Origin of the sequence: Shewanella psychromarinicola, from assembly GCF_003855155.1 — a bacterium.
In the GTDB taxonomy this organism is placed as follows: Bacteria; Pseudomonadota; Gammaproteobacteria; order Enterobacterales; family Shewanellaceae; genus Shewanella; species Shewanella psychromarinicola.
Genome location: NZ_CP034073.1, coordinates 4,721,724 through 4,742,898, shown reverse-complemented (window position 1 = coordinate 4,742,898; position 21,175 = coordinate 4,721,724). Strand labels below are relative to the sequence as shown.

The 21,175-nt window shown below is 39.7% G+C and carries 17 protein-coding genes and 1 tRNA gene; 13 read left to right on the top strand and 5 right to left on the bottom strand.

The features are described 5' to 3' along the window. Window positions 1–16 precede the first annotated feature (16 nt). Entirely contained in the window at window positions 17–127 is a 111-nt protein-coding gene (gene cydX, locus EGC80_RS20595; RefSeq protein WP_101032376.1) for a cytochrome bd-I oxidase subunit CydX, read from the top strand. Between the two features lie 407 nt (window positions 128–534). On the opposite strand, the gene EGC80_RS20590 is transcribed toward cydX, so the two are convergent. The 3 genes from EGC80_RS20590 to EGC80_RS20580 all read right to left on the bottom strand — a co-directional run bounded on the left by EGC80_RS20590 (window position 535) and on the right by EGC80_RS20580 (window position 6,937). After that, complete coding sequence (locus tag EGC80_RS20590; RefSeq protein ID WP_124011970.1) at window positions 535–2,541, bottom strand: methyl-accepting chemotaxis protein; 2,007 nt, start codon at window positions 2,539–2,541, stop codon at window positions 535–537. Window positions 2,542–2,741: 200 nt separating this feature from the next. Further along, entirely contained in the window at window positions 2,742–5,819 is a 3,078-nt protein-coding gene (locus EGC80_RS20585) for an efflux RND transporter permease subunit (protein ID WP_124011969.1), read from the bottom strand. After that, window positions 5,816–6,937: an efflux RND transporter periplasmic adaptor subunit gene (locus tag EGC80_RS20580; RefSeq protein WP_124011968.1), complete on the bottom strand. Its 1,122-nt coding sequence runs from the start codon at window positions 6,935–6,937 to the stop codon at window positions 5,816–5,818. The genes EGC80_RS20585 and EGC80_RS20580 overlap by 4 nt, the downstream gene beginning before the upstream one ends. A 241-nt stretch (window positions 6,938–7,178) precedes the next feature. Here EGC80_RS20580 and EGC80_RS20575 point away from each other — a divergent pair, with 241 nt between their 5' ends. After that, window positions 7,179–7,829: a TetR/AcrR family transcriptional regulator gene (locus EGC80_RS20575; RefSeq protein ID WP_101032372.1), complete on the top strand. Its 651-nt coding sequence runs from the start codon at window positions 7,179–7,181 to the stop codon at window positions 7,827–7,829. Between the two features lie 106 nt (window positions 7,830–7,935). Continuing rightward, entirely contained in the window at window positions 7,936–8,883 is a 948-nt protein-coding gene (locus EGC80_RS20570; RefSeq protein WP_124011967.1) for an autotransporter outer membrane beta-barrel domain-containing protein, read from the top strand. A gap of 250 nt (window positions 8,884–9,133) precedes the next feature. Here EGC80_RS20570 and EGC80_RS20565 read toward each other — a convergent pair whose 3' ends face one another. Together EGC80_RS20565 and EGC80_RS20560 are read right to left on the bottom strand one after the other, a co-directional pair. Next, window positions 9,134–9,580 (bottom strand): LPP20 family lipoprotein, encoded by a 447-nt coding sequence (locus EGC80_RS20565; RefSeq protein ID WP_124011966.1) that lies wholly within the window; start codon window positions 9,578–9,580, stop codon window positions 9,134–9,136. Further along, on the bottom strand, window positions 9,577–10,287 hold the full coding sequence (locus EGC80_RS20560; RefSeq protein WP_124011965.1) for a FlgO family outer membrane protein: 711 nt from the start codon (window positions 10,285–10,287) through the stop codon (window positions 9,577–9,579). The genes EGC80_RS20565 and EGC80_RS20560 overlap by 4 nt, the downstream gene beginning before the upstream one ends. A gap of 270 nt (window positions 10,288–10,557) precedes the next feature. Here EGC80_RS20560 and EGC80_RS20555 point away from each other — a divergent pair, with 270 nt between their 5' ends. The 10 genes from EGC80_RS20555 to EGC80_RS20510 all read left to right on the top strand — a co-directional run bounded on the left by EGC80_RS20555 (window position 10,558) and on the right by EGC80_RS20510 (window position 21,171). Further along, complete coding sequence (locus tag EGC80_RS20555; RefSeq protein WP_124011964.1) at window positions 10,558–11,766, top strand: flagellar assembly protein FlgT; 1,209 nt, start codon at window positions 10,558–10,560, stop codon at window positions 11,764–11,766. Window positions 11,767–11,985: 219 nt separating this feature from the next. Then, a tRNA-Arg gene (locus EGC80_RS20550) sits at window positions 11,986–12,061 on the top strand. Window positions 12,062–12,273: 212 nt separating this feature from the next. After that, the gene (locus EGC80_RS20545; protein WP_124011963.1) at window positions 12,274–13,182 is read left to right on the top strand and encodes a hypothetical protein; all 909 of its coding nucleotides are present in this window, start codon (window positions 12,274–12,276) and stop codon (window positions 13,180–13,182) included. Window positions 13,183–13,365: 183 nt separating this feature from the next. Further along, on the top strand, window positions 13,366–13,551 hold the full coding sequence (locus EGC80_RS20540) for a helix-turn-helix domain-containing protein (RefSeq protein ID WP_124011962.1): 186 nt from the start codon (window positions 13,366–13,368) through the stop codon (window positions 13,549–13,551). Continuing rightward, complete coding sequence (locus EGC80_RS20535) at window positions 13,535–13,765, top strand: hypothetical protein (RefSeq protein ID WP_124011961.1); 231 nt, start codon at window positions 13,535–13,537, stop codon at window positions 13,763–13,765. The genes EGC80_RS20540 and EGC80_RS20535 overlap by 17 nt, the downstream gene beginning before the upstream one ends. After that, window positions 13,765–14,043, top strand: coding sequence for a hypothetical protein (locus EGC80_RS20530; RefSeq protein WP_124011960.1), 279 nt, complete (start codon window positions 13,765–13,767; stop codon window positions 14,041–14,043). The genes EGC80_RS20535 and EGC80_RS20530 overlap by 1 nt, the downstream gene beginning before the upstream one ends. Further along, complete coding sequence (locus EGC80_RS20525) at window positions 14,036–16,054, top strand: replication endonuclease (RefSeq protein ID WP_124011959.1); 2,019 nt, start codon at window positions 14,036–14,038, stop codon at window positions 16,052–16,054. The genes EGC80_RS20530 and EGC80_RS20525 overlap by 8 nt, the downstream gene beginning before the upstream one ends. A gap of 153 nt (window positions 16,055–16,207) precedes the next feature. Beyond that, complete coding sequence (locus EGC80_RS20520) at window positions 16,208–16,702, top strand: hypothetical protein (protein WP_124011958.1); 495 nt, start codon at window positions 16,208–16,210, stop codon at window positions 16,700–16,702. Window positions 16,703–16,715: 13 nt separating this feature from the next. After that, complete coding sequence (locus EGC80_RS20515; RefSeq protein ID WP_124011957.1) at window positions 16,716–18,893, top strand: ATP-binding protein; 2,178 nt, start codon at window positions 16,716–16,718, stop codon at window positions 18,891–18,893. A 10-nt stretch (window positions 18,894–18,903) separates the two neighbouring features. After that, the gene (locus EGC80_RS20510; RefSeq protein WP_164839511.1) at window positions 18,904–21,171 is read left to right on the top strand and encodes an nSTAND3 domain-containing NTPase; all 2,268 of its coding nucleotides are present in this window, start codon (window positions 18,904–18,906) and stop codon (window positions 21,169–21,171) included. The last annotated feature ends 4 nt before the right edge of the window (window positions 21,172–21,175 follow it).

The following is a 21,175-nucleotide window of genomic DNA, read 5'->3' as shown; positions in this document are numbered from 1 at the left end:
TTAAGGAGCAACGTCTATGTGGTATTTTGCGTGGATTTTAGGGGTGTTGTTAGCGTGTGCATTCGGTATTATCAATGCGTTATGGCTTGAAAATACTGAAAATATGGATCGTAATAACGAACTCTAAAGTTATATCGTTCGATAAAAAAACCGCTTTAGTTATAAAGCGGTTTTTTATTGGGCGTAAAACTAAAACTAAAACTAAAACTCAACGTAGATAGACTGTTGATGGGCCACTATGGTTAACACATGCCTAGGCTTTACCATGAGATAGCCAGAGTCATTCCTGTTATCAATGACAGTTTGGTCGTCAATAATGTGTCTATAGCAAGTCAGTTAAGCGATGATAGCGGGGGAAAGGGCTGGAGAATAAACGGGATGAGAGACAAATAAACGGCGTTGAATGACTCAGAGTTCAAGTCTGTAATCTCATACTTGAACTCTGAGCATATAACATGACGATTTTATGCGTCAGTAGCGCACCTATAGCAAGTCAATATGTGCAAATGGCGGTATTTTATTAATTTACGATCCCTAACTGAGATTAAATACAGCTATCTGTTGTTTGATACTGACCGCAAGCGCGGTTAATTGCTCTGCATCACTCACCGCTTTTGTGGCTCGTTCATCACTATTTTGTGCCAGCGTAGCGATGGTATGTAAGTTGTGAGACACCTCATCTGCCACTGTGCTTTGCTGTTTGGTGGCGCCGGCTATACTGGATGAAAATATTGCCATTTCGCCGATATTCTGATTAATCTGACTGAGTTGGTTATTAACAGTATTAGCTTGTTCAGCTGACGATGCCCCCAATTGCTGGCATTGGTTCATTTGTGTGGCGGTGTATTTTACTTGCTGTTGTAATGTGCTGATAGTCGAGCTTATTTCACTAATTGAACGCTGCGTTCTTTGTGCCAGTGAGCGTACTTCATCAGCAACAACCGCAAAACCACGGCCTTGTTCACCCGCTCTGGCGGCTTCAATCGCGGCATTCAAGGCGAGTAAGTTAGTTTGTTCTGCAATACCATTAATGACCTCTGTCACTAGACTAATAGCTTGGCTCTCATTGCTGACACTTTCAATATTTTTTTGACTTTGAATGAGTTGCTCACTCAAGGATTGAAGCGCGGTAACCTCTTGGGTTAACTGAGCATGTCCTTGAGCGGATGCGCTATCAATTTCTTGCGCTTGTTGGGCTCCTTGACTGGCATTTTGTGCCACATCTTTAATCGAAGAAGACATTTCTTCGATAGCGGTCGCAATTTGCTCTGTTTGGTTTAACAGTGCCTTTGCCTCATTACCATTCAATTTTGACGTTTCTTGACTAAGGTTTGCTTGGGTTTCTAAGCTGATGACAGACTGTTTTAATAACTCAATTAATTCAGCTAAATTAGCCGCCATTTTGGTGACACTTATAGTGATGTGGTCAACTTCATTGCGACTGTCTTCGGGGCATTGGACAAAACTTTGCGAAAGATCGCCTTGGCCTAATTTAGCGATTTGGCCCTGTAGGAGCTTTAATGGCTTCATGGCACGATTAATCACAGTAAACAATAAAATGGAAATAAACACTATCCCAAGTAACGCCAATATTGCGTTGGTTTTTAACATTGCTACGCTTTCATTACTTAATTGTTTTTCGGGAACAAAACCGACCAAAGTCCAATTCCAACCGGGAATATTGACTGAATGAGAATACATCTGTTGATCAGACAATGAGGTGTAAACCCAGCTGCCTCTATCCGTAAGGGCCTTTTCAAGTGATAGACCATCAAACAATGCTTCATCAAAAGGCGCTTGGGTGTTTAATTCACGATGAGAGATCACGTAATTATCGGCATTACGGATAATGGCATAAGAGCCTGATTCTTCAAGTGTCAGCTGTTTAAGCGAGCTTTGAATTTGTTCAACCGATTGGGTGATATCAAAACCGATAAAAAGGATAGCGTTGACTTTACCGCTTTCATCTTTTAACGGACGATAAATGGTCATGTAGTCTTTGCCAAAAAGCTTGGCATAACCTTCAAATTCTTCACCGTTAATCAACCCCTGATAACCTGGGTGATTGACACCCAAATAAGTGCCTAATGCACGCTTACCGTCTGTTTTTTTCAGCGATGTTGACACGCGAACAAAATCATCATTATCGCGAGCAAATATCGTGGCAACTCCGCCGGTAAGTTGTGAAAAACGATCGACGTTATTGTTTGAATTATTAACTTGCTCATTATCATGGACCAGTACAGGAGTCTTAACCCCTAACACTTCAACGCTGCGATCTTCTATTGAGAATGTTCCTGGATATAAGGTGCGAAGAATATCGGCATTTCGTCTGGCTAAGGACTGCATACTGTTGTACTGCAGTTCAATTAAATGAGCATTACTCTGCATTTGCGACTTGATGGCTTGAATCGCTTTGTCATGTAATACAGTGGTTGCCGATAGATAGGAAAACCAAGACATGGCGCTAAAGATAATGATAGATAACAATATGACAAGAGAGGCTATTTGTTTTGATATAGGCCAGTTTTTATAATTCATATACTCTTTCTTATAATTATATTGATGATTAATCTAGAATAGATATGATCCCTGCAACGTAATCTACATTGAAAGTGTACTGATTATCGGGTATTTAGCATAAAGTGTGACACGGATAGATATTAATATTTTATCGAATTCGTCGAGAAACCCCCGTGATCAGAGCGAAGCGAAATTCGCGGGGTAGTTCACAAATAAACTTATTCCGTTACACGATTTTGGTCTTGAAATATATACTGTTTTTTGGGCTTCATTAATAAGGTATACATTACCGGTACCCAAATCAGTGACAGCATGGTGGCCAATAATGTGCCGCCGGCAATCGCAATGGCAAACGGTGGCCAAAATCCACCACCGGCAATGATTAACGGTAAAAAACCGCCTATGGTGGTGATGGTCGTGGAGCCAATATGACGCCCACAAGTGCTCACGGTACTTATGATTAACGGTATATGTCCATTTCGGGCTTGAGGAACATCTTCCAGTTCAGCCAAAATAACAATCGCCGCATTAATGGCTAAGCCCATTACCCCTAGTAACCCGATTATCACGGTAAAACCAAACGGATAACCAAAGATATACACCGACAGTAAACCTAAACCGGCCGATTGAAATGCACTCAGTAGAATGATTGCCGTTAATCTAAACGAGTTAAATGACAACACGACAGTGGTGAGTAACAAGGTCACCACCACCACAATGTTGGATAATAAATTACCCACAGCTTCATTACGTTTGGCGCTTTCACCACCTATTTCAATATGATATCCCGTCGGAATGGTTAACTTATCGATAGCATCTTTGACGTCGGTTAATACCTGAGCTGGCAATACACCACTGGTGATATAAGCCTCGATGGTATTGACTCGTTCGCCGTTTCTGCGCGGTATTGCCCCCCGACTAACATTGATTTCGTTATAAGATAAAGCGGATAACGGTATACCTGAGCCCGAAGGGGAAACCAGATTTATTTCAGCTAAGCGAGTCGCTTGTTCACGGCTGTTATCACCTAAACGAACGCGAATTGGCAGCGATTCCGTTTGTTCTAAAATACTGCCACCAATAATACCTGTGGTCGCCATTTGAATTTGATTGGCAATATCGGTCAGGCTTAACCCGCTCATTAAGCTGGCGTCTTCATTGACCTGTAACCACACTTTTGGCGCACCTGAACTGAGCGTTGCCCGGGTGTGAATGACATCGGGGGTCGCGGCGAAGATCCCGCGCACTTCTTCACCCAATATTTTCAGGGTATCAAGATTAGGGCCGTAAATACGCAGTTCAACAGGGGCGTTAAAGGGCGGGCCTTGTTCAAGTTTAAGGACTAATATTTGTGCTTGTGGAAATTGCGCATCTAACTCTTTTTGCAATTGTAAAATCAATCGATTTGCCGCGGCAAAATCGGTCACTTTAATCATTGCTTGGGCGTAATTGGTTGCCCCTTGTTGCCGCTGAGTTAAGTTGTAATAAAAAGAGGGTGTATTGCCGCCAACAACCCAAGTGGCCTCTATAATTTCTTCAATTTGTTGCAGTTTATGATCAATCTGTTTGACCTGTTCGAGGGTGTTCTCGATACTGACATGAGGCGCCAAATAGACTTCTATTTGAAACATATCGCGATCAGAGGGTGGGAAAAATTGTTCAGTCATTTTCCCTGCGGCAAAAAAGCCTGCCATAGGCAATATACCAATAACGATGGCGGTCAGTATTGGCCGAGTTAACGCAAACTGTAAACTGGCGATATACGCACGGCTTATCCGCGGAAACGCCATGCCTTGCTGATACCAAGCCGTTGGTTTTTCACTGCGACTGAATCGACCCGCAAGTCCTGCAATAATGGTATGAGAAATAATGTATGAACCCAGCAACGCAAACATCACTGAGATCGCAATACCACCCACAAACTCACCCGCAGCCCCTGGCATTAATACAATAGGTGCAAAGGCTAGCATGGTGGTAATGGTCGAACCCGCCAAGGGTAACCATAAATGGTGTAGCGTTTTAGACACAGCTTCAAGTTTACTCATACCTTGTTGACGACGTTGGGCTATCGCATCAACAATCACAATCGCATTATCGACCATAATGCCCAGCGCAACCACCAAACCGGTCACCGACATTTGGTGAATAGGCAGTCCGGTATATTTCATACAGGTGAGGGTAAAGAGTGCCGTTAGTGGCAGTGATATAGCCACAATCATCGCATTGCGAAGTCCTAATGTGAGCATCAATACTGCTAAAATAATCACAAACCCCTGTAACAGGTTAATCACCAAGCCGCCTAATCGGTCACTGGTATAGCTTTGTTGGTCAAATAACCATTGCACCTTAATATTAGCCGGCAAGTTAGTTGAAAACGCATCTATGGTCTTGCTCACGTGCTGTTGCCACACATCGACTCGATTATTATTCAACATGCGCGCAGACACTAATACGCCTTGTCGGCTGTCGATTAACGCGATACTCGACGCGGGGGTTTTAGCTTGGCGAGTAATGTTGGCCACATCACCTAAGCGAATAATTTGACCGTAATCGTCTACTTTTAATGGCACTTGGCGGATACGGTTTTGTGAGTCTAATTCGCCAGAAACCTCAACTAAAGCTCTAAATTGACTATTGTTGATTTCACCGGCTGAAATTTTGCTATCGGCATTATTTAAAATTGCCGCAATTGCGGCAGGAGTAAGATGCAATTGATTGATTTTATTGCCATCTAACTCAACTAAAATTTCTTCTTCAGGTGCACCATACAGTTTGACAAAGTCAGTGCCGCTGAGCAGCCTTAACCGGCTTTGTAATTCTTTGGCGTAACGATTCAAAATATCGGCTCTTACCGGGCTGCTATCTGCCCAAACAAGCCCTAAAATAGCAGTGTTGGCATAACCGAGTTGATCATCTAGCACACTATTTTGTGCTTCTACAGGCAGCAAGAATTTACTGTCGGCGATAAGATCGCGTGCTCGAGACCACACCGGATCGGTCTCGGTGACAGTGTCTTTTAATTCTAATTGAATCACCGAAATCCCTGGGCGAGAAGTCGACTGGACGAGCTTTAAATCTTCTAAACGGCGTAATTGATTTTCGATGACTTCGGTGACGAGTGCCTCAACGCGCTCAGCGGATGCCCCTGGGTACTGAGTGATAACCGATGAAAATCGATTGGTTATATGCGGATCTTCGGTGCGTGGCAAGCTTGAAATAGCACCTAACCCAGCCACAATTAATAACGCAATAAATAAGCTTGTTAGGCGGCCATTTTCTAAAAATGCTTTAATCATAACGCCCCCTCGTGCTCAGTTTGAGCAAGGGTGACTTTTTGGCTTACCACCAATTTATGCAATCCTTGCGACACAATCATATCTGTTGCTTGAATGGCGCCCTGAATATACGCTTGTTGTTCATTGGTATAGATAATATCTACATCCCGGCGTTCAATTAGATAGTAATCTTGCTCTGCTTTGGCTAATAAAAATACGTTCCATAAGCCGCGCACGCCATCAGTTAATGCCGACATGGGCACCCAGTAACCGGGTTGTTGCACATCTTGTTGATAAGCGAGATAGGCTATTTCGCCATTGATCACTCTGGCTGAATCAAGCAAAAGGATCCGTAATTGAACCGTGCGGCTAATGGTATTGACTTCGGCACTGATCCCCGCAATTTCAGCGCTAAAGGTTTGTTTGCCTACACGGACATCCACCATTTGTTGGGTGGTTAATTGCTGAGCAATATCAATCGGCACACCAATATAAGCTAACGGCTGACTGTTACCGATTAAGGTAAAAACCGGACTGCCTAATGCAATAACTTCGCCGACATTATGAAAACGTTGACTGATTTTTCCACTGAACGGGGCAAGTAATGTTGATTTTTCAAGTTTCAACGTAGTGGCTCTTAAGCTTGCTTCTATACGTTTCTGGTTGGCTTGTAAGCTAATAACTTGTTGCTGGGTTTCATCGAGTTGCTGCTCAGAAACATAGTTTTGTAGCTTCAACTTTTGAGTGCGTACTAAGGTATTTTTGGCTAAATCTATATCCGCTTGGGTTTGTAATAAACTGGCTTGTAGCTGTTGTTTTTCTGCAGTTAATAAATCGGTATCAAGCTGCGCTAATGTTTGGCCTTTTGTCACCGTATCGCCGCTGTCGACCAGGATATTATTGAGCTTACCCGCCAGCTCAAAACCAATCCCGGTGGTATTTGCCGAGCGAATGGTACCAGTATAGGTTTGCATGTACTGATAATGGTCATTTAGCACTAAGGTCTGTGACAATACCGTTTGATACTCAATTGTTTGCGAATGTTCTTTTACCTCAGAGCCACAACCGCTTAACACTATTAAGCTTAAACCTAGCGCCCAGTATCGAATAAATGGGGTGAATGTCTTTGACGCGTACATAAGTTTATTCCTTGAAAAGCAACAGATTGTGTCAATGTTGATTTGTCTTCTGAGCAGAGGTTAATATCAATAAGTGAATGCATTAACAACAACCGCAAGATGTAATTTAAATGTTAACTAGATTCGGTAGTCTAATTTTATAAAACTAGACTGTCCAGTCTATTTTTGGTTACTATGACACTAAATAGTGAGCAGTACGCAGACACACGATATGGCTTAATGGCTAACTTACGGAAAAATCATGACAAAAGATCTTATATCGCTTAATAACGACGGACAGATTCATTTGAGCTGCAGTGAGCAAAAGCGGGCTCAGATACTCGAGTCTGCCATTACACTTTTTTGTCATCAGGGTTTTCCTCATACCAGCATGGATGAAGTGGCAAAGCATGCCGGAGTGTCAAAGCAAACCGTGTATTCTCACTTTGGTTGCAAAGATGATTTATTCGTTTCCGCGATTGAGTCTAAATGTGTTGTGCATCAACTCACTAACAATGCTTTAATTGATGCAAGCCAACCTCAACGAGTTATTTTGCTGTTTGCTCTGCAATTTGGTGAGATGATTGTCAGCAATGAAGCCATGACTGTATTTAAAACCTGCGTAGCTCAATCCGATACGCATCCTGAAGTGTCTAAACTATTTTATGACGCGGGCCCAAAGCATATATTAGGCTTGATCAGAAACTATTTAATAAAAGTCAATGAGCATGGGGTATATCTGTTTGAAAATCCTCATGAAAGCGCGGTAAGATTGTGTTTGATGTTATTTGGCGAACTAAAATTACGCTTGGAGTTAGGCCTAGAAATAGGCGACCTACTGCTCACCAGACAGCAGTACTTACACGACACAGCCGACATGTTTTTACGGGCTCATAAAGTCGGCTTAAAATAAACTCAACTTAAAATTGAACTTAATTGGCCAGATCACAGTATTAGTACAGCAACTAAGCCAAAGTAATATTGAGTTTATCTTATTATTTGAAGGGAAGCAGATTGATATGACACGTTATAACGCTAAGCTAGATGATGTTAAGGTAATCGGGTTTAAATCACTAAAATTATCATTATTATCAATAATGTGTGCATCTGGCCTGCTGTTAAGCCAGCAAGCGATTGCCGCACCAGATCGTTCACCGTTTTCATTCACAGTGGCTCGTACATCAACCGCCACCGCTAATGTTGGGGCCGATAATACCAACCCAAATGAATTACAGCGAGATGCATGGAAAACCAGCTTTTCAGCAAGCATGCCACTCAATCGTCAGTGGTCTATCGGTGCCAACCTTGGCTACGATAACCTCGATTATGATTGGCGCATAAACCAAAATACCCAGCTACGCAGCAGTGCTCAACCTTGGTCGAGCATAAATCAGTACAGTGGCGGTTTATCATTATCTTATCGTCCTGATAATCATTGGATGTTTTTAGTCGCGCCTAAACTGCAATATGCTTATGCCGACACCGCCTCAGCGTCAAATGCGCAAAGTTACGGTGTGGTCGCATCGGGAATGTATCGTTTCGACTCCGGCAATATGCTCGGCCTTGGGGTTGCGTATTTAAATGATATTTCAGAAGTGCGTACCATTCCTTATTTAGCGGTTCGCTGGCAGATAAGCGATAAGTGGGTACTCGCTAACCCGTTCCAAGCCGGTTTTAGTGGCCCAGCAGGTTTGGAGTTAAGTTATCAATACAATCGTGACTTAAGTTTTGGTGTTGGCAGTTCACGTCGCACCGAGCGTTTTTTAATTGCCGATGATGATCAAACTATCGAAGTGACTGAGTGGGTCGGATTTTTGCGCACCGGATGGCAAGCTACCAACAATGTCAGCCTTAATGTTTATGCTGGTTATTATTTTGGTGGTGAAATGGAATTAAGCAATCCTGATCTTACTGACGATATAGAGAATCAAGCGGCATTCGGCTTAGTGTTCGGGGTTAAATTTTAATTCCAACCACACTCGCTAAAAGACAGATTAAATCTTCATTGTGGTGTTAAAAACCTCGCAAAGTCGGCTCAAACATAAAAACAAAAAATGCCGCTGATATCGAATATCAGCGGCATTTTTATTACTATTTCGTAGACGATTTTGGCTTAATGTCTGTCAATCAACAATCACTAGTTACCTATCATAACTAATAACGCTTAACGCTAAAGTCCGAAGTCTAAATCTTGGATCTTAAGCTTGAAGCTGAACCTTAAAAGTAAGTCACATTTTTCAAGCGTGTAGGGCGATTTTGTTGCGCGTACAATTGCCATACTTGTTTAAAATCCAGTTCGAGTTCAGTGACATAAAATTCACCTGCAGGGTAGGTCTTTACCACCTTTGCGCCGCGGATAATGCCGCTAACACTGGACTTAACCTTGTCATCAGTTAATAACCACTCACTAACGTTACTGCTAGCAGATATTTGTTGGCCATAAACTTGTTCCGCTAACTCACGGTAGGCGGCAATTTTTGATGCCTGCATCGCCATTAAAATACGGTGTGATGGCTCCTTGCTGGGCTGCGTTGCCAGTGGTGCATACCCAATAGCGGTTAAGGTTGGAAACGCAGCCGGCGCGGGGTTTTCCAACTGAACATTTTTACCATGGCTCATACAGCCCGTTAGCAGCAATAACATAACTAACATCATAGATTTCATTGCTTATCTCCTAATACGGTGTAACGACTGTCGCCTCGTTTTTGGTGGCGATACAGCAAACCATCGCGCGACTCGATTATTTCAGAAGGCTGCAAATAACCTGACAAGCTCGATGCCGTCACAAATGACTGCACCGCAGAAAGGACCCTATTATTGGTTATATTTACCACTCGGGCGTTAAATACAATCCCTTCAGGTGTTAGGGTCATGGTTGACACTAATACGTGTGACACGGGCAAATCTGTTCGCAATAGCTCCCAATTTCGGCTCAGCATAAACTCGCCTTGTTCGGTTGCGCGTAAATTAGTCGCCACGTTTAAATCGACTAAATTAAATTCATGAGCGTGAAACGCTGTGAGTAATCCTTGCTGTAACTGTAATGCTAACTCATTGGTTACATTTAAATCGCTGGTCATTACCGGCGTGGTAATTAACAGTGGTTGATCAGGGCGTAATACGTCATTTTGTAACACTAATTCGTTGACCAGTTTTTCTGCCCATACATTCACCTGGCCTTTAGGTGATAATCCTGCGGCTTGAATATCATAAGTGAGCTTATCCCGATAAACCTCATCTTCATCAGCCACTTTGATATAGTTACCATTGTTACTAAAGGCAAGGTTACTGGCAGCATTAGGCGTTTGGGTACATGCCGCTAACGATAACGACGCCAGCATGACAGTGGGGATAAAAAGCCTGTTAATCATAATAATTCCTCTAACAAATCATGCTGCAAGTCTTAATATAAATGAGTCATTTAATCGCCTTTGTCATCGATAACTAAGGTCAATTGTTTACTCTTTATTATTTGTACCCTTATATCGGCAAATGCGCTAAAAGCTTTACTGTAATTGAACAACATAGAGAATACCCACCAATATAGGTAGTCGGCATAATTCTTGCTTTAAATAAACATAGAGTAAGCTTAATTTACACAATTGTGCAAAATTGACGATTTTTTGACATTAGGACAAAGTATGTTGATCCGACACCGCCCTGTTAACCGAATTAAAAGCTTCAGTCATCTTGCTGCAATAGCCATGCTATGGCTGAGTGCCTTGTGTGTTTCTCCGTCGGTATTGGCAGAGCAAATGGAAGTTACTGGCAAGGCTAAAATTGTTAATGGCGATATTGATAAAGCCCGCGAAGAGGCCATCAGTCAGGCATTAAACTATGCCAGTTTAAAAGCCGGGGTTAACTTTTCCAGCGAACAACAAGTCAATCAAGGGCGACTCACTCAAGATAGCTTTCAAATTCAGCGCATGGGATCGGCTAATAACGTTGAATTAATGAGTGAAATGATCAGTGAACACATGATTACAGTGGTTTTACAGCTTGATCTCAGTGAACAAGCATTCGATGGACAATGTAAAAGCCAATCCCTCAAAGCCGCCATTATGTTGCCGCAATCCTATTTGCAAGAGCGCGAACAGCTACGTTATGGCCAATTAGCACACTTTGAGCAACGGATCACCGAACAATTAGGCAAGGTTATCAACGCGCAATCGCGATACAGTTTTGTACGATTACATGCCGATGAAAAAATTGATAACACCAATCAGTTGGTTAACTTTAAAGGTTATCGCATACCCAGTTGGTTAGGTGAAATCACCGACAGCCAATATGTGCTGCAACCCGAAATTATTGATATCTCCACCGAGCCCGTGCAAAGCAGTTATATGGGGTTGATCGATGATGATCCGCTAAGGCAATTTATCTTTAAATTAACCCTTTACCATGGCATCAGTGGTGAAAAGGTATGGACAGAGTCTTTCGCAACATCAGCGCCTTGGGAATTTGAAAGACAAGAAACAGTATCACCTGCTAACCAACGTTTTTGGCGTTCATCTTATGGTCAGGCTATCAGTGATATTTTTCAACAAAGCGTGATATCACTGGATAAACAATTAAACTGTCGGCCATTATTAGGCCAAATTGTCGCCAGGCAAGGGGACCGCATTATCATTAATTTAGGACGAAAAAACGGCGTTAAAATGGGTGATAAATTCCAAATCGTACTGCAAAAAAATATCCCAGATAGATTTAATTCTATGCGCGCCATCGCCACTAAAAGTCGTGCCACTGTGGTCATCGAACAAGTCACCGAAGACAGTTCAACGGCAATGCTTGAGGGCATAGACAGTGCAGATAACATTCAACTGAATGACATTGCCATTAAGAATTAGGCCAATAAGCATTAAAGTCTAAGAGAAGTGACTTTTAACAAAGAGACTTTTAATAAATAGAGAGTTAAGACATAGCTCGTTAATAAATAGCTCGTTAACAAATAGATGCTGAATAAATAGACCAGAACAAAAGGGATGGTTAAGAATTAGTTGGTTATTAATCAAGCAATTAAATTTAAAAGGTTTAATTCGACTCTAAACTCAGTATAATCACTGAGTCTCTCTATAGCTCAACAGGATAGAGCAGCCGCCTCCTAAGCGGCCGATCGGGGTTCGAGTCCCTGTGGGGAGACCAAGTAGAGCTATTTGTGTTTTAAATTCAATAGGTTACAGATTTTCTCAAATCCTGTGCCGCCCCTGTGCCACCACAGGAATGTGCTTTTTTAGCACTTTTTGTTATAACCATTTCGAATAATGTCCATTTCACTCAGTTAACCTCAGTTGTAGACTTTTCGCTCTATTTATAATAGATTTCCCTATTTATAGATTAAATAGAAGTCGTCTGTAATGAGCCAAGAAAATCCATCTTTTCCCCTACCAATAGACAGACACTCTTTAGTCGAGATGCTGACAAGCTCTTCGTCTAACGACTTTGCAGCAGATCTTGAACAAGACAGTTTACCTATAGAGCTTGAAACAATAGTCACTTCTCTTATGGATTTTATAAATGCTGTCAAGGCATACGACTCTATAGCACCCAAAAACGCAACAGAAGATGAAATAATTAAGGCATTTGCTAAAGACCCTAATGGGTTAACTGTTTTAGATGTTATCCAAAAAGTTGGGTGTAATTTATGGAGTAGTTTAATTAAGTTTTTTCTTAATTTATTGGGAGGTGTTAATCAACCAGAAAAAGCAAAAATGGTGACTAATGCTAATTCACTAAAAGAAATTGCTAACATTTTTATCCCTAATGCTAATGAATTAATTACTCCAAATTTTATAGCCATTAAATCAAAACTCTTAGGTAAACTGCCAACTGAGTTAACTGAAAATCTTTTTGGTATTTTCAAAAGTATTCTAGCTTGTCAACTAGCTGGTTTACCTGACCAAGCCAATATTTTTGCAGATAATCTAATTAAAGAACTGATAACACATCAAGAATCTGAAATGGTTTCTATGAGGGAAAAAGTTCTGAAAGCTATAGGCCATATTGAAGCCTCTTCAACAGCTGGTAAGTCAGGTAGAAACAAGCGATTTGAAAAGTCAGACAAAGTTAAAGCCTTCGCAATTAAGCTGTACCTTGAAGGTGACTTCAAAAACCCACATCAAGCCTCGCAAATAACCGTTTCTCGTATTGCTGAGTACGGCGAATCTATCGGATACCGTTTTACAAGTGATTATCAAGCACCAAGAACCATCGAAACGTGGATTAGAAAATATGAGAAAACGGCACGATTAGCCGTGTCTAACTAAAACCGATAATTTACTCATCTTTCTAATCCACATTTCAACTTAAATGATTTAAAAGCCTCATAAAACCTACTTAATTACACCTCCACACTCTGTGGAGGTACTTTTACACCCTGTAACGTGAATACACACCAACCTTCTGATCATATTGTTCACTCCGACAAACACAAACTAATCGGAGTTAACATGAATTCACTACTTACCCCCTCTCAGGTTTCTGACTTTTTAGGAGTCACCATAGGAACCTTATCCGTCTGGCGCTGTACTGGCCGCTATCCTCTCAGCTTTATCAAAGTTGGTCGTCGTGTGATGTACCGTCAAAGCGATATTGAAAATTTCGTTAACGGGAGGATTTATGAGCATACTCTGTAATTTTTTTAGCTTCAGTATTGCAAGCCTCATCATAGTTGCACAGCTTTCTTATCTCTGTGCAACGATTGAAGCAACCAACAGTATGTTCAAGGTTTTTAACGATGACGACCCGTTAACAAGTACCGATGAGGAAAATACTGCCATGTACCCGTTAACGACCCCTGAACTCGTTAACGTAACGCAAACTTCAACTATAAACGAAGGTGGCAAATAATGGCCGCCTTTACTGATGAACAAGTCATATTCATTGAGTGGTTAACGCAAGATAACCATATTGAAATCTGTATTGAGATTTGTCCCGACCTAGGAAAGATGGTCGGTTATGACTCATATACAGGACATTTTCAAAAACGAACATTGTTTAAGTTAAAGGCTAATGGCTTTTTAATTGAAAGAACCCGTTATATTGCTGGCCTAAAATGGCAATGTTGCTCTATAAGTCAACGTGGGGTTGAGTGGTTAAAGCTGCGTAGAGGTCAATCTAATGACTAGAGTAGAGCTGGATAATGCACATTTTATTGTTAGGCGATTATATGGCTTACCACAAATTCATAAAAATGCACTTATGCATCGTTACGAACGTTTTTCTAATCACATAGAAGCAAATTTGTACCTATTGAGGACAACTACTGCAATTAGCAAAGTATTAGGCCACAGCAGTAACCGAATGAGTTGTGTTAGTGTTGATGATCGTGATTTTAAGGCAATGTCTAAACACCATGCTCGGCAATGTGCAAAAATAGCATCACGGGTTAATTCACAAAGTTTGTTCAAAACTTACTCTGCAATATTGCGTTATGTTACTTGCTATCAAATAAAGCCGCACCCGTTAACGGATACCGCGTTAAATAACCTTGAGCATGATTGCCTGACCAATGAAGAGTATTCAAAAGTCATGGGTGTGATCAAACGTGCTTGTGATGAGTCATGGTGGAAACCAAAACTAAGACGACTTCACAATAGGCAAATCGAAACTATTTCACGGCTGTTAAACCAAGTGAGTCGTCATCGTGGTATTTATGCCAGTAACATAACCGTCGAAAATTATAAGTCTCAATGGCAAAGTAATCGTGAATTACTGGAAAATACCTTAGCGACGAATGAGCTTGATTTCAGTGTTAGCCTTGCCGAATTATCAGACCTTAATGTGTCTAATCCCAAAATCCGTAAAGCTGAATTGATGGTTCGTATTCGTGGTTTTGAAGATTACTCGACAAAAATGGGCTACGCTGCTGTATTTCTGACAATGACCACACCGTCTAAATATCACCGTTGCTTTGCTAAATCTGGTGCCGAAAACCCTAAGTGGCAAGGCGAAACACCTTTAGATGGTCAAGATTACCTAAACCGAACTTTTCAGCGTATTAGAGCATCACTTAACCGTGACAAAATTACTCCGTTTGGTTTTAGAGTGGCCGAACCACACCATGACGGCACACCGCATTGGCATTTGTTGTTATTTGTTCAGACCGAGCAGCAAGAAGCATTAGTGAAAACATTTCAAGAATATTGCTTACAAGAAGATGGTGATGAGCAAGGTGCAAAAGAGCGTCGTTTTAAGGTTGAATATATTGATCCGAAGAAAGGCTCTGCAACGGGATATATTGCTAAATATGTCGCTAAAGGGATAGACGGCGAGGGGATTGAACATGACCTTTATGGTACTGAGTCTGTCACCGCAGCCACACGTATTCGAGTATGGGCTTCTTGTTGGGGCATTCGCCAGTTTCAACAAATTGGTGGGGTAGGTGTAACGCCTTGGCGTGAATTAAGACGGTTAAGTAAAATAACTGATGAAAGTCTTGAATGGGTGGAAGATATTAGGCAAGCAGCAGATGACTCCGATTGGGGTCGTTACACTGAGCTAATGGGGGGCGTTTTTTGTAAGCGAGAAGATCAGCTAATTAGACCGCTGTACGAACATAAAAAACAAAAGCGTTCACACCAAATCTCTGATGATAATTGCCGCAATGCCTATGAAAAGACTAAGGATGCAGACGTTCAATCTGTTTTAAACCCGTTAGATGTAACTGTTACAAATGCCGGAAATGCTACGTTTCATCAGGGTTTGAACACTAATGTGATTTCTGGAAATCCAGAAAAATCCCAAGATGCTAATGCGGAAATCAATGCGGGCACAGATATTGATAGAAGCGAGGTATTATCTAAGCATTCCCGTAATTCAGCTCAAGATTATATTGAACCTAGTATCTATAAAGCTAATCGATACGGTGACGAGCTTATCGTGCAGTTAAAAGGCATTGTGGCTTTAGGTGTTGAGATCATCACTCGTGTACATGAATGGACTATCACATTAGCTAAGCACCAAACGCAGTTAACTTGGAGTTCTGTCAATAACTGTACAACCCTAGTGACAAAATCGGAGAGTATTCCGAATTCGATCACTATCAACCTTCGGCCTGAAGATAAAGATAATCCTCCGAGGATGAACGAAATAGATTTGTCTAAACATTATATGAGGCAAACAGCGATTAGATGTTGATGTGAGCAATCCCATTTGCAAACAAATTGAGATTGATCATCTTTATAGAGAAACACTAAGAATGTTTTGATATTCACTGGCTATTAATCGCTCATTTAAAAGAGTAGTATCGACTCTATAAATATATATGCAACATATACTTAAGGACGAGTAATGGATCCACTATCACAGCTATTCGCTGTATACATTCAAGCAGCTACCAACAACATAGCTGATCACTATCTGGATTCGATGAACACTACCGTTACCACCAAAAGCCTAATCTATCACGGCACTGAAATTCGCTTTCAGCACCAGCTATGGAAGATACGACTAAAAAGCGTTTGTGCCGATTTTGAGCAATATTCGTTCAAATTATCGAAATGCACTCAGCAGGCCAAAGCTATGTTTACGGAACTGTGCACTCAGCTTTCGAGCAAGGATAACTTAAACCAGAAAGGCAGAAAGCAATCCAACATGTACTGTAATGCTTCTCTTAGCTACAAACCGATGATTGCTTACATTAATGAGCCAGAACATAAAACTGCGCAAGAGTTAAAGCAAAAAGAGTGTAATTTGATGATCCTGAAAGCAATGCAAAATAGTAGTGAAGAAGTTATTAAGCAAAAAGAGAAGGCGTGCTCAGGAACCAATAAAATAAAATATTAATTTGGAGCAAGTAATGGATAGTCTAAGTGTTCGTTTGGAAAATTGTTACGGCATTAGAAAATTGGAATATGATTTTAATTTAAAAATCGAACATAAAAATAAAGGTGTTTACTCTATTTATGCACCTAATGGCTTTATGAAAAGCTCACTTGCAAGAACATTCGATGATCTCGCCAATGGAAAATCAAGCCAAGATATTATTTTTCCAGATAGAGAAACTAAAGTCGAAATACTTGCTGACGAACAAGCCATTGTTCCTGATGATATACTAGTTATCAAGCCTTATGAAGAAAGCTATAGTTCAAAGCAAATGTCTCTTCTGTTAGTCAACGATACATTGAAAGAACAATATGAGAGTGCGGTAAAAGTAATCGAAACAAAAAAAAGCGACTTGGAAATCGCAATCCGTAAACTCTCTGGTATTTCAGGACGTAAACAATCAGCCCTTTCTATGCTTTGTCAGGACTTTGGAAGACAAGAAAAAGAAATATATCAGTTGATTGAAGAGCTTTGCACTGATACTACTCCCCACTACAGTGACATAAAGTACCAAGAATTATTTAATGATAAAACGCTAACTCTATTAAAATCAGGCACTATCAGTACCGAACTCAACGACTATATAGAAACCTATGACAAGCTAGTTGAGAACTCACCCATTTTGTCGAAAGAATTTAATCACCAAAATGCTCATACAATATCTAAGAGTCTAAATGATACTGGTTTTTTTAGTGCTTCACACACCGTAAACCTTAATGTAAATGGTGAAAAACAAGAATTAAACTCTCATGCTCAATTGCAAGATCTTATCAATAACGAGCAAGAAAAGGTTCTTGGTGATGTCGAGTTATCTAAAAAGTTTGAAGCAGTCGATAAGAAGCTAGGTGGAAATGCTGACACAAAACGCTTTAGAGCCTATCTCGATGATAATAAAGGTATTATACCTGAGCTTGCAGACTACAAGGCCTTACAGAAAAAATTATGGCAGTCTTACGTAGCCTCTCAAATTGAACAGTGTAAAGAGTTACTTGAGACATACGCTACCAATCAAGAAATAATTTTAGGCATAACAACTCAAGCTAATACAGAAAAAACGTCTTGGGAAAGAGTTGTACACATATTTAATCAACGCTTTAACGTTCCATTTAAAGTTTCAGTTGAAAATCAAGAAGATGTAATCCTGCATAGCGCAGTACCATCAATCGCTTTTAACTTTGATGATGGGCGAGAACAAAAGCGCGTCAATGAAAAACAGCTACTAGACGTCCTCAGCCAAGGAGAGCGTAGAGCATTATATCTTTTAAATATTCTATTTGAGATTGAAGCTAGAAAAACTCACCCTGTAGATGTTCTTCTAATCATTGATGACATAGCTGATTCCTTTGACTACAAGAACAAATACGCAATTATTGAATATCTTAAAGAACTTGCTGACCTCGAAAAATTCAATATCTTATTCTTAACTCATAACTTCGATTTTCATCGTACGATTTGTAGTCGCGTTGGAATTTATGGTGAAAAACGTTTATTTACAACTAAAAATACAGAAGGCATCCAGCTTGCTCGGGAAAAATATCAAAAAGACGTATTAAAGTATTGGAAAAGTCAGTTACATCGAGACCCAAAGTGTGTATTAGCCTGCATTCCTTTCGCTAGAAACCTTGCTGAATATTGTGGAAACCAAGGCTGCTACGAGAAGTTAACAGCATTGCTTCACCTCAAACCAGAAACAAGTGACATTAAAGTTATTGATTTGCAATCTATCTACCAGAATATTTTTGCAGACAAAAGTGCTGTTGAACTTCAAAACCCAAACCAAACAGTTTATGATTTACTTCTACAAGAAAGCCAACTTATAGTTGATACAGAAAATGATAGTGCTGAATTGGAGCATAAGATTATCATTGCTATTGCAATTAGACTCTTAGCAGAAAATTATATGATTATTAAGATAAACAATGAAGAGTTTGTAGGCTCAATTGAAACAAATCAAACAGCAGAGTTATTTAACAAATTCGTAAAAGACCATGTTGATGAAATAGAGTCAATTCAGCTGTTAGAGCAAGTAAATATTATAACTCCAGAAAACATACATTTAAACTCATTCATGTATGAGCCAATTTTGGATATGTCAGCCAACCAGTTAATAAAACTATACAATGGCATAAAAAGCATTAATGAAAAACTTTGAGGTAATAAATATGTCAACTGTACAAGCCTCTGATATTACGTACGAACTGCATACGATTGGTTGGAAGGCATTTCAACAATTATGTTCAACTGTATTATCCAATTTGTTAGGGCAAACAGTTCAGAGTTTTTCAGAAGTTAATGATGGCGGTAGAGATTTAGCATTCTATGGCATTTGGAATAATGTTGAGAATGAGAGTTTTAGTGGTTCATATACAGTCCAGTGCAAACATACCATCAAGCCAGATGCAAACTTTAGCCTTAGTCATGTTAAAGATGAATTGAGTAAGGTAGAGACCTTAGCAAATAAGGGACTATGCGATAATTACTTGATTTTTACAAATGCTAAAGTTTCAGCTGATGCTGAAACTAAAATAATTGCAGCTTTTCAAGCCATTAATGGAGTTAAAATTTGTAGAGTATTTACTGGACAATGGCTGAGTCAGAAAATTACAGAATCACCAACGCTCAGAATGCTAGTACCTAGGGTTTATGGATTAGGAGATTTATCTCAGATTGTTGATGAAAGGGTATATGCTCAAGCAAATGAAATTTTGTCTTCGATGGGAGGCGAAATTGCAAAATTTGTTATTACAGATGCATATAGAAAAAGTGTAAATGCATTAACTGAAAATAATTTTGTATTATTGTTAGGAGATCCAGCTTCAGGTAAGTCAACCATTGCAGCATCGCTTATTCTTTCTTCTATTGATAGATGGCAATCAAGAGCAATTAAAATAAATTCACCTGAAGAGTTTAAAAAACATTGGAACCCACACGAGATAAATCAGGTTTTTTGGGTGGATGATGTTTTTGGTGCAACACAGTTAGAATTTTCTAAAGCTAATAACTGGAATACGACTCTTAGCCATTTAAACACGGCGATAAAAAAAGGGACAAAGATAATATTCACATCTAGAACATACATATATAGAGAAGCAAAAGAACATCTTAAAGAACATGCAGCTCCCGTATTAAGAAACTCACAGGTTACAATCTACGTAGAGAATATATCTAGAGATGAACGAGAACAAATATTATACAACCATATTAAACTTGGGAATCAAAGTAAAATATATAAAACTAAGCTAAAACCATTTTTGAAGATGATAGTAGAGAGTAATTATTTTTCTCCTGAAGTAGCACGAAGATTAGGTGACAAACATTTTACATCAAATTTGAGTTTAGATACTTTGAGCATTACTAGATTCATCAGTAATCCTATGGATTTTTTAGCTGATACAATAAATAATCTTGATGTTCACAGTAAGGCCGCTTTGACTGTATTGTTCATGAATGGTGGCGAGGTTGAAACTCCCATGAAACTTAATGCAGTAGATCCAGATTATATCAATAGACTAGGAAGTTCTTTTCATAATACTGCTAAAGCATTTAAGTTTCTTAAAGGAAGCTTTACAACTGAATACATGAAAGAAAATCAATACTATTGGAAGTTCAAACACCCTACAATACAAGATGCTTTAGCTAACAAGTTTTCTTCTGACAGAGAGTTCTTAAATGAATATCTTTTAGGAGCCGATTTATTAAAAGTTTTTAGTGAAGTTAGCTGTGGTATTACCAACATTGAAGGCGTAAAGATTATTGTACCTAAAGATTACTATACTGGTTTAATATCTCGCATGATAAAACTAGATAGAAAAATCTTTATTAACAACATTAGATTATCCTATTTCTTATCAGAAAAGTGTGATTTCAACTTCCTTCAAGAGTTAGTAATAACAACCCCCAAATATGTAGATAAATTAATGGTATACTCTAGCTTAAGCCACTGTAGTGACTTGAAAGTATTATTAAAATTAAATTCCTTGGGGTTGCTAAAAGAGGAGCTTAGACTAGCAGCTGCAAAACAAATGTCCTTGATTGCGATACAGCAATTTGATTCAGGTATTTTTAAAAGTAAAATCAATTCATTGTTGACAGAAAATGAGAGAAAAACTGTTTTTGAAAGAATTAAAGACGAGTCAATTCCTAAGCTCTTCAATGAAGTTGATAATTACTTCCAAGATTGGAGCGGTGAAGAGCCAGATGATTACTTTTCAGATCTAGAGTCAGCAATTAAATCATACAAAGATCAGTTTTTAGATGAAGATAGTTTGCTTTTGTTAGAAGAGGCCGATCTATTTCTCAACGAATGTAAATCTGATGTTGAAAGTAAATTTGCTGATGAACCATATAGCTACCATGAAGCTTCCAGAAATGAAAATTTAGGTTCTAATGTTGTAAGTCAACGCTGTATTTTTGATGACGTTGATTGTTGAATCA